Source organism: Anabaena sp. FACHB-83 (assembly GCF_014697485.1).
In the GTDB taxonomy this organism is placed as follows: Bacteria; Cyanobacteriota; Cyanobacteriia; order Cyanobacteriales; family Nostocaceae; genus Nostoc_B.
Map to the genome: position 1 here is coordinate 1 of NZ_JACJRY010000091.1, position 10,505 is coordinate 10,505.

The 10,505-nt window shown below is 43.9% G+C and carries 5 protein-coding genes and 1 pseudogene; 2 read left to right on the forward strand and 4 right to left on the reverse strand.

Translation table 11 applies throughout. The features are described 5' to 3' along the window. Nucleotides 1-246 precede the first annotated feature (246 nt). Complete coding sequence (locus tag H6G79_RS35480; RefSeq protein ID WP_190595210.1) at nt 247-5,163, reverse strand: ribosome assembly protein 4; 4,917 nt, start codon at nt 5,161-5,163, stop codon at nt 247-249. 363 nt (nt 5,164-5,526) lie between these two features. Then, nucleotides 5,527-6,876, reverse strand: coding sequence for a P-loop NTPase fold protein (locus H6G79_RS35485; protein ID WP_190595214.1), 1,350 nt, complete (start codon nt 6,874-6,876; stop codon nt 5,527-5,529). 514 nt (nt 6,877-7,390) lie between these two features. Between H6G79_RS35485 and H6G79_RS35490 the strand changes: the two genes are divergently transcribed. Then, nucleotides 7,391-8,227 (forward strand): SWIM zinc finger family protein, encoded by an 837-nt coding sequence (locus tag H6G79_RS35490; RefSeq protein WP_190595211.1) that lies wholly within the window; start codon nt 7,391-7,393, stop codon nt 8,225-8,227. Nucleotides 8,228-8,268: 41 nt separating this feature from the next. After that, complete coding sequence (locus H6G79_RS35495) at nt 8,269-8,571, forward strand: CU044_2847 family protein (RefSeq protein WP_190595212.1); 303 nt, start codon at nt 8,269-8,271, stop codon at nt 8,569-8,571. 418 nt (nt 8,572-8,989) lie between these two features. Here the strand turns inward: H6G79_RS35495 and psbC are convergent, their stop codons facing one another. Next, complete coding sequence (psbC, locus tag H6G79_RS35500; protein ID WP_190595213.1) at nt 8,990-10,378, reverse strand: photosystem II reaction center protein CP43; 1,389 nt, start codon at nt 10,376-10,378, stop codon at nt 8,990-8,992. Then, nucleotides 10,362-10,505 (reverse strand): annotated as a pseudogene (locus H6G79_RS35505) (photosystem II D2 protein (photosystem q(a) protein)); the annotation flags it as partial. The pseudogene H6G79_RS35505 and the gene psbC, both read right to left, overlap by 17 nt.

Sequence of the window (10,505 nt, forward strand, 5' to 3'; positions counted from 1 at the left end):
TTCTCAATCACCTTCCGATTCATCTTCATCGCTGGAGTTCTTTTCCTTCTACTCCTGTTGACGATTTCTTCTGCTTTAACTCCTCCTAATTGTAAAAAACCTACACCTGTCAGCCCCCAACCCCTCCCCGCAAGCGGGGAGGGGAGCGTTTGCGTTAGCAAATGCGGGGTGGGGTTCCTGTATTCCAAGCAAGTAAGAACCGCTATATTACGCAACACCGATAATGTCATTGCGCCGAATCTACATCTACTGATTTAACAAACCCTTCAATTCCGCATCAGTGAAGGGATTTTGACCAGCTTTTAACTCCTTCACCCAGCGTTGGCGTTGGGCTTTGTAATCTTTATTATCACTCCAGGCGATGAAGGCTTCAAAGTCGGCTATTGCGCCTGGGGTGTCACCTGTTAGCGCCCTAGCTAAACCGCGACTATCAAGAATAACGCCATCATCAGGTGCAAGGGTGACGGCTTTGTCACAGGCGAATAATACTAGCTGGGCTTGTTTGCGTAGACTACCTTGGCGGCATAGTGTATTCCAAGCATCGGCAGAGATTTCGATTTTGGGGTCTAACTTTTGGGCATCGGTGTAAGCTGTGACGGCTTCTGAGACTTTGCCATATTTGACAAGCTGTTGACCTTCTACCAGTTTGCTTTGTGCTTTGACTGGGTTATTAAACTCTGTGGCTTTGGCTTGGGGGTCAAAGTTTAATTGCTGGTTCCATTGTTTTGCTCTGCGGAATTTGGCAACAGCAGCGTTAACATCATCATTTTGGGCTAACTTTTCACCTTGGGTAACTAACACAGTAGCTGCTGACATTAACCGAGATGGTGTTTGGCATTCTTTGACTTCTTCTAATGTTTCGGGATGGGCAATAAGGTAGTTATTGAGCAAGGTGCAACCACTGTCTAATAAGTTATCAAGATTCAAATCCCAAAGTTTGATGGTGTTGTCAGAACTGCCAGAAGCCAGGGTTTTGCCGTCGAGGCTGAAGCTGACGCTATAGACCCAATTGCTATGACCACTCAGGGTTTTCAGAAGTTTACCTGTGCTGACATCCCAGAGTTTGATAGTCTTGTCATCACTACCAGAAGCCAGGATTTGACTGTCGGGGCTGAAGCTGACGCTGTTGACTGGACTGTTATGACCGTTCAGGGTTCTCAGGAGTTTACCTGTGCTGACATCCCAAAGTTTGATGGTGTTGTCACCACTGCCAGAAGCCAGAGTTTTGCCGTCGGGGCTGAAGCTGACGCTATTGACCGGACTGCTATGACCACTCAGGGTTTTCAGGGGTTTACCTGTGCTGATATCCCACAGTTTGATGGTGTTGTCATCACCCAATATGCTACCACTGCCAGAAGCCAGGGTTTGGCCGTCGGGGCTGAAGCTGACGCTATTGACCCAATTGCTATGACCACTCAGGGTTTTCAGAAGTTTACCTGTGCTGACATCCCAAAGTTTGATGGTGTTGTCACCACTGCCAGAAGCCAGGGTTTTGCCGTCGGGGCTGAAGCTGACGCTCTTGACCTCACTGCTATGACCGCTCAGGGTTTTCAGAAGTTTACCTGTGCTGACATCCCAAAGTTTGATGGTGTTGTCACCACTGCCAGAAGCCAGGGTTTTGCCGTCAGGGCTGAAGCTGACGCTAATGACCGGACTGCTATGACCACTCAGGGTTTTCAGGGGTTTACCTGTGCTGATATCCCAAAGTTTGATGGTGTTGTCAGTACTGCCAGAAGCCAGGGTTTGTCCGTCGGGGCTGAAGCTGACGCTCCAAACCGAACTGCTATGACCGCTCTTCGCGTAGCGTTCCGAAGGAAGGGTTTTCAGGAATTTACCTGTGCTGACATCCCAAAGTTTGATGGTGTTGTCATCACTGCCAGAAGCCAGGGTTTTGCCGTCGGGGCTGAAGCTGACGCTATAGACCGAACTGCTATGACCGCTCAGGGTTTTCAGGAGTTTACCTGTGCTGATATCCCAAAGTTTGATGGTGTTGTCACCACTGCCAGATGCCAGGGTTTTGCCGTCGGGGCTGAAGCTGACACTCCAGACTGAACTGCTATGACCTTCTAAAGTCTTTCCTTCTACGGCTATAGCTCGATTTGCTGGGTTTTCTCCGGCTTGTAAATACACCCCTTGGTTTAAAGTTGCTACAGTCCGCATTTGGGTATCAGATTTTGCCCAAGGTGCTTGTTTCAGTCTTCCTCCCGCTTTTAAAGCTTCAATTAAAGCATCAGGGTGTTGTGCAGAAACTAACAATGCTTCTGAAGAATTATTCAAGGCGTTAATTTCACTAATCTCGGCTTGTTTTCTTTGCTTGTCTGCTTGTTGTGCTGCATTCCAGGCTGTGACTGCTAACCCAGCTAATACTATGCCGGCTGTAACTGAACCAAATAAGGCGCGTTTTAAAAAACTATTGAGTTTGGCTTCACTTAGTTTGCGTTGCTGTCTTTCTTTTTCCAGTTCCGCCATTATCTCTTTTAACTTTGGTTCCTGTTGCTGGCGAATAAAGGCGGCTAGATAATCATGCACTAATTGATATCGGTCAGCAGGTGTTTCTGGCAATAACATGACTAAGCCAGATTTCACAAATATCTCTAATACTAAGTCTAGTTGGTTGGTTGTTAATACTAGTTCTGGAGATCCCCCCGCCTGCGGCGACCCTCTTTTTAAGGGGGTTGGGGGGATCATAAATTGCTGCAAATCTCGTTCTAGTTCCGCGCGAGTCTTTAGGGGGCGAGTTCCCTTTTCATCGGTGAGCAAATACAGCAGCACTTCTGCAATTTGCTTGTTTTCTCCACCGCAGTCATTCACCACTTCATCTAAATAACGCTGCACTAGTTGTTGTTTTGTTGCTCGCTGGCGATATTCTGCCAGGGTTCTAATGTTTTCCGTTTGCAGTTGCGCCCCAACTACCTGCAACTCAATAGGACGAACTTCGCCTAATTCCTCGGCTAAGTCCTGCACTAGTTGATCAATTAAAGCAGGTTCTAAACGGAAACTCGTATTTTGAGTTAAACGCTCAATAATTGACTTGGTATTCTCCGGTGAAAAATTCCCCAACTTATACAGCACATTCCGGCTGAGGATGTCATTAGCAATAATCTTCATACTGGATAAATCATTGCACTCCAGCAAGTAATGGAGATAATCTACCCGCAATGACAAAATCACCTTCGCTGACAGAACATTTAAACATTCACCCAAAAACTCAAAAAATTGCCGTCGCTCTTTTGGTTCGGTGTCAAAGAAAAATTCCTCAAACTGGTCAAATATCAGCACAGTGCGGAGGTTGTTTTGTTCATTTTCTTTGAGTTGGTTTAGTAGGGAGTGGGGGGGTGGTGGTTCGACTTCGCTCACCAACCGGGGGGGCGGGGGTGTAGATGAGTGGGAGTGCGGTGTTTCGACTTCGCTCAGTGACCTCCCTTCACCCATCAACCTTGCCAACTCTCTCACCCAGTTGGAATAACCGCGCATAACTACAGGTAAGTTGTCTCGATAACCTATCGCCTTATTTTTTAAAGCTGGTACTAGTCCCGCATTCACCAAAGAACTTTTACCCACACCCGATTGCCCGTGAATTACTATCAATTTATAGTCATGGCGACCAATGCGTTCAATTAACTGTTCTATATCTAATTGGCGACCAGAGGCGGCAATTTCTGGGGCGATGCTATCTTTATTTTCAAGTTTTAATGGCGTAATATTCGGTGTTCCTGCTTGTTTTGCAGCTTCTAACCGACCTGCACCAAGAAACGCCCGCAAGCCAAATTGTTGTTCAATCGAACGGATTTCTAATTTAGTATCAAAAGCTGGCAGATATTGTTTTTGCTGAAGAAATAACTGGCGTAAATCATCAAGAATTTTTAGGTAAATCTCTGGGTTGTTGTTAGTAATGCCAATTACTCTCGCTGCCGCCAAGTTATTAATAGCTATTTGATATTGTTTTAAATGTTGTTGGGCTTGGGCAATATTGAATAATAATTCCTGACGCAGCGCATCATAATTAGTAGTGGTTACATCTGAGTAATTCGCTAAAATATCTAATGCTGTTTTAGCTGATTCTTGGGCTGGCTGCCAATTTGCTTGTGCTAGGGCAACGGCGGCTAAGTAATTATAATCTTGAGCAATTTTTATTTTGTTATTTTCAGCTTGATGTACTTGCAAAGCACGTTCAGCTAAGTTTTTTAATTGATGCCAGTTGTTTAAATAGCGTAGAACAATGCCAAATTGCTCAAGGGAATTGGCAATTAAATCGGGACGTTGGGCAAGTTCAAAGGCGTTGATACTTTGGTTAAGATAATTTTGAATTTGTTGAATAATTTCGGTTTTGACCTCTCCCCCAGCCCCTCTCCGACGCGGAAAGGGGAGTTCTTCTTCTCCCCCTTCGGGGGCTGGGGGGTTAGGTTTATCCAGTTGTCTAGCTTTGGCGTAATAACAAATCGTGATTTGACTGAGTATCTGCCCTTGGCGTTCTAAGTTATTACTTATCTGCCAAAAAGCTAAACTTTGCTGATAATATGTAATAGCTGCATCTAAATCTTGGTCAATATAAGCAACTAGTCCTCGCAAAAATTGACAATTAGCTTGAGTATTTAGAGTAAAAAAATCAGCAGTGTTTTGTAATTCTTGCCAAGCGGATTTAATTTCTGTACACAGCTCTAAGGTAATATTAAAACTATTAGCAAATAATTCGGTTGCAGTTTGTTGAATAAAATAAGTTAATTCATCAGAACTAATAGTAAATATATTTGTAGTCGCCCAACTTTCTAAATCGGGAGCTAATTGGCTAAATTGTTGATAAATTTCATCATTCACCCACAAGACTAGCGGGAAAGAAAAACTCCGGCGAAATTCTTCCCTGACTTGATTTGCAGAGGTTAACATCTGCGGTAAATCTCGCAAGGTTTCTAAACCAGTAATCATTAAAGCTTGGATATTATCACCAAATTCTTCTTGAATGGCTTTATGCAGCGTCCTTTCTGATGGCTTTAAATGCAAAACCCGAATCTCGACTTCGCAGATTTCTTGTAATCTGGCAATCAGGCGATCGCGCAGTTTGGCATAATTACATCGTGCCAATATCAGCTTGAACTGCCCGACAGAAGTTTCTATTGCCCAAGCTAGTTCTTGCAGTCTTGCTTCATTTTCCTGTGAATCAGTCATAAGTAAGTCAGTGTGAATATTGATTGCTAGGACAAGGCAGGCTACAGTTTACACACAAGTTCCTGAAATTACTACCAGCCCTTGAATTACCCCACCCTAACCCTCCGCTTGTAAAGGCTATGGTGTACACACAAATATTCGTGTAGTGCATCTGTCCCGCCTCGGAATGAATTCCGAGTCTCATAGCGCAAGTCATCTGAAGATGACTCAACCAAAAATGTCTTCCAGTCCACGCTTTGTGGACTTTTGCTATGAGCCTGGAACTTTAGTTCAAGGCGGGATAGGCTTTCATACTACAAATTTTTGACTTGTGTGTACACGGTAGAGGGGGGTAATTCGACTTGTGCATACACCATAGGCTTTCTAAAGCAATTCCTTTGTCTCCGCCAAAATGGGATTCACCTCAAACCAAGATTCGCCGCCATTTCGATATTCAAAGACAAATCGACTACGAATGAGTTTTTGATAACCTTCATCATCGCTGACTTTTTTAGTTTCTTTAACACGGCGGAGTAATTGCCACTCTTGGGGAGAAATTGGCATCATGATTTCATTCCGGCGTTCCCGAATGACTGTTTCTAAGGTTTCCCGGCGCAGGGGAAATTGTCTTTGTTTTTGAATTAAGCTATTAAGCAGACGGAGCAAGTCACGCACATGACCACCACTCATCCGACACAGGTGTTCTAGAGTGGTAGCATCATCAAAAATTGCGGTAATATTTTTGAGGCGTTCGGCTGGTGCTATGTCAGGAAAGGCTCTAGCTAATACCATCTGTTGCATGAGTGCCATTCCTGAAGTGTGAATACTGCCATCAGGCGACTGTACAGGAACCATCGGCAAAACTTTCGGGTCTTCCGGGAAGCGTTGAGTAAGCATTCCATAATCATTGGAAAACTTCAGGGACAGGGGCATGGTGTAAACTACATGGCAGTTAAGCTTGGTGAGAAACTCGCCTTGGTCAACAAACAGATACTCTTGTTGTGGACGACCCCAAGCTTTGACACGATTATCAATGCGGTCAAGATTATCTACAATGACTGTTAAGCCTTTTTTACCTTGCTGCTTGAGTTTAGCGATCGCATCTGCTAATAATTCTTGGTTAATGGCTTGTAATAGTGTTAACTTCTGTGGCGCGAGAAACTGATTGAGTTTTTCCCGCAGTGAAGGGTCACTTTTGGTTCGCGCTGTAATTTTACCAATACCAAAGGCGAGAGAAAATTTCTCGTTTTCCTGGCTAAAACCCACATCACCCACCCCAGGAACCTTAAGTTCGGCGGCGGTAACTTCGGCGTTTAGAACTTTCCACGCACCTTGTAGCAGTTCTTTTAACTTCTTAGGTTCTTCCAGTGTAATTTTATCTAGACTTTGGCTCACACGCCGCGCGATCGCCAACATGACATCGGCAATATCTACGTCTGTTGTGACTAAATCTTCACTAGACTCAAAATAAACTACGTGGAAATTGTCTTTTTCTAATTCTGCTTGTAACCTTAATAGTTCCGTCGATTTACCGCAACCAATATGCCCTGTAAACAAAGTGCAGGTGGGTTCATCAGGCTGCCAAAAAGTAATTTTCTCTTTGAGTTCGCTGATAATATCGCCGCCCCGCACAGAGGAAAAATCTATATAGTATTGATCATCTACGCCATTATTGATATTTAAAGTCTTACTGGGATTGGTGATTTGGTAAAATTTCCGAATATCTATAGTCATAGTCTTGGTGATGCGATCGCCCTTAATTACCAGGATAAATATCCATACAACCAATAACCGAATATTTCCAATATATTTCGGTTTTGTGTAGGCTATGTAAAAGGTTATGTGCATCAACTTTCGGCAAATAGCCCTCGGACTGAAGCCAGCCCCAGCGATTAGAAATCACGCGCCACTGAGGGAGTCGGGGAACCCGCCCAACGCAGTGGCTTGGCTATACAGGCGAAACTCACCTCCGTGGGTTTGAAAATCTTGATTTTTGGTTAGTCAGCGTAGGCGGACTCATACCATTTTGGATTTTAGATTTTGCGAAAAGTTGCGTGGGCGGGTTCCCCGACTTGAGCAAACTTTTCAAGACAGATTTTGGATTGAGACAGGCTTTACTGGTAAGCTTTTGGGCAATTCATTTGTCGCAATCATTCTTCAATTTGGTATTAGTTTATGTAGTAGCGAATTATATTCGCCCAAAACTTTTCAAACATCCTCTCATTTTCTATATAATTCGTAATTAATTATGACTAGTTACACATTACAAGCAAGTCGTGAATGGTGGTCACAAAGATGGCTAGAGTTACTTGATTCTTATCGGTTTAAAAAGCGGTTAGAACGGGCGCGAAATTATGCGCGGCAAGGTAACGTTCTCAGCATTGAATTTAAAGGCGCGAAAGTATTAGCTAAAGTCCAAGGTAGTGAAGTTGAACCTTACACAGTGTCTCTTTCTCTCAACTCTTTTAGTGATGAAGAGTGGGGTTATGTCATTGAAACTATGTCTAAAAAAGCATTATTCGCTGCCAAATTATTAGCAGGAGAAATGCCCCAAAATATTGAAGAAGTTTTTACGGCTAACGGTCTTTCGTTATTTCCCTTTACCTTGAGTGATGTTCACAGTAAATGCTCTTGTCCAGATAAAGCTAACCCTTGTAAACACGTTGGCGCAATTTACTATCAATTAGGCGACAGATTCAGCGAAGACCCCTTTGTGCTGTTTCAATTACGCGGTCGGACTAAAGAAAAAATTATTCATAACTTACGCCAACTACGCGGCGCTAAACCAAAAGCAAATACACCTGCAACATCAGAGATTCCACACACAATTACTCCTCAGCAACCCGCAGTCAATCTTAATGCTTTTTGGGAATATCATGAGCCTTTAGATTCATCTTTAGTAGTGATTGCGCCTAGTATGGGTGATACAGTCTTAGATGTTTTAGGTGCAATTCCCTTAGCTAAAACTGAAGATGAAGCAGTCAGTGTTAATGCGGGTGATGTGGTCATGAAATATTTAGATGGCGTTTACAAAGATGTTAGCCAAAAAGCAATGTTAGCAGCGATGAATGTGGGTGGTGGTTAAGTTTGTATGTTATTACAGCATGGATATGTATTTAAACTCACATGGAAATTCAAAGCAGAATTATTACAGTAGAACTTGCTGATGGTACTAATATTAAAGTTGAAGCTACACCAATAGGCGATCGCAAACCAAATATTCAAGTTAGACCGTTTAGCGAAGTCACAACCCCCCTAGAAGCTCTTGTAACAGAAATTGCCGAAGTATTAAATAAAGTTAAGCCAGATAAAGCTAGTGTCAAATTTGGCATAGATATTGGCATTGAATCAGGGAAGCTCACACCTGTATTAGTGAAAGGTAATGATACAGGTAATCTGGAGATCACTTTAGAATGGAACCACTGTTGAGAATGGTGTAATACCATTTCACTTTAAAAATGATACAGACATGAAAGCAGCGCCTCGACTTCGCTCGGCGACCGGAATCAGAGTTGCAGAGGAAGTGATTTGTATCAGTAATTTCGTGAATTGGTATAAGGGTTGAGGGGTAAAAAATTCATACACAATTCTTTCCTGGTTGAATTTATTTTTGCGTTCTTTAAGTAATAGCCATTGGTATTTACTCATCACTCATTACTCCTTCCAAAACTGTATGAATAAAAAATGGGTAAATCTTATCAAAGTCAACACCCTACCCTTATACCCTTGCTCAAACCCTTGATTTTTCGTCTCACTGCGTAAGTCCTAATTCAAAGAAAAAGGCTCTTGTCGTAAAACAAGAGCCTTTTAAAAATTCGATTGTCAGTGATGAAAAAAGGACTTCAACTTAGTCGAGGTCATTCATGAACATTACTGGTTCGTTCTCACGGTCGATACCTTTCTCGAAACCACCAGCAGCAGCACGAGCGCGACCCGCGTGCCACAAGTGACCTACTAGGAAGAAGAATCCTAATACGAAGTGAGAAGTAGACAACCATGCACGAGGAGATACATAGTTGAAAGAGTTGATTTCAGTTGCAACACCACCTACAGAGTTCAAAGAACCCAGAGGAGCGTGAGTCATGTATTCAGCAGCGCGGCGAGCTTGCCAAGGCTGAATATCGTTCTTGATTTTGTCTAAGTCCAGACCGTTAGGGCCACGCAGAGGCTCTAACCAGGGGCCTTGGAAATCCCAGAAGCGCATGGTTTCACCACCGAAGATGATTTCACCAGAAGGAGAGCGCATCAAGTATTTACCTAGACCGGTGGGGCCTTGAGCAGAACCAACGTTAGCACCTAAGCGTTGGTCACGAATTAAGAAGGTTAAAGCTTGTGCTTGAGAAGCTTCAGGGCCTGTGGGGCCGAAGAATTCGCTGGGGTAAACGGTGTTGTTGTACCAAACCATACAAGAAGCGATAAAGCCCATTAAGGACAATGCGCCTAAGCTGTAGGAAAGGTAAGCTTCACCAGACCAGATAAAGGCACGACGCGCCCAAGCGAAAGGCTTGGTGAAGATGTGCCAAATACCACCAGAGATACAAATTAATGCAATCCAGATGTGACCGCCAACTACGTCTTCCAAGTTATTAACGCTGACAATCCAACCTTCGCCACCAAAAGGAGCTTTGATCAGATAGCCAAAGATAACTGCTGGGTTGAGTGTTGGGTTTGTAATGACGCGCACATCACCACCACCAGGAGCCCAGGTGTCGTAGAGACCACCGAAGAACATCGCCTTCAGCACTAACAGCAACGCACCAGAACCTAAGATGATCAGGTGGAAGCCGATGATGTTGGTCATCTTGTTTTTGTCTTTCCAGTCATAACCAAAGAAGGAAGAATACTCTTCTAAGGTTTCTGGGCCGCGAACTGCGTGATAGATACCACCAAAACCCAGGACTGCGGAAGAAATTAGGTGGAGTACACCAACTACGAAGTAGGGGAAGGTGTCAATTACTTCACCACCAGCGCCTACACCCCAACCTAAAGTAGCGAGGTGAGGTAGCAGAATTAAGCCCTGTTCGTACATAGGCTTTTCTGGGATAAAGTGAGCAACTTCAAATAATGTCATTGCTCCAGCCCAGAAGACAATTAAGCCAGCATGAGCAACGTGAGCGCCTAGCAGTTTACCAGACAGGTTAATCAAACGAGCGTTACCAGACCACCAAGCAAAACCGGTGGATTCTTGGTCACGACCGCCACCCATAACTGCGGGTCTATTAGAGAGCGTTACCACGAGGTAATACCTCCTCAGGGAATATAAATTGTTCGTGGGGCTGGTCTTGAGGAGCCATCCAAGCGCGGATACCCTCGTTCAGCAAAATGTTTTTGGTATAGAAAGTTTCAAATTCTGGGTCTTCGGC

Coding starts and splice junctions, on each gene's coding strand:
- H6G79_RS35485 (WP_190595214.1), bottom strand. CDS start 6,876: ATGACTATAGATATTCGGAAATTTTACCAAATCACCAATCCCAGTAAG.
- H6G79_RS35490 (WP_190595211.1), top strand. CDS start 7,391: ATGACTAGTTACACATTACAAGCAAGTCGTGAATGGTGGTCACAAAGA.
- H6G79_RS35495 (WP_190595212.1), top strand. CDS start 8,269: ATGGAAATTCAAAGCAGAATTATTACAGTAGAACTTGCTGATGGTACT.
- H6G79_RS35480 (WP_190595210.1), bottom strand. CDS start 5,163: ATGACTGATTCACAGGAAAATGAAGCAAGACTGCAAGAACTAGCTTGG.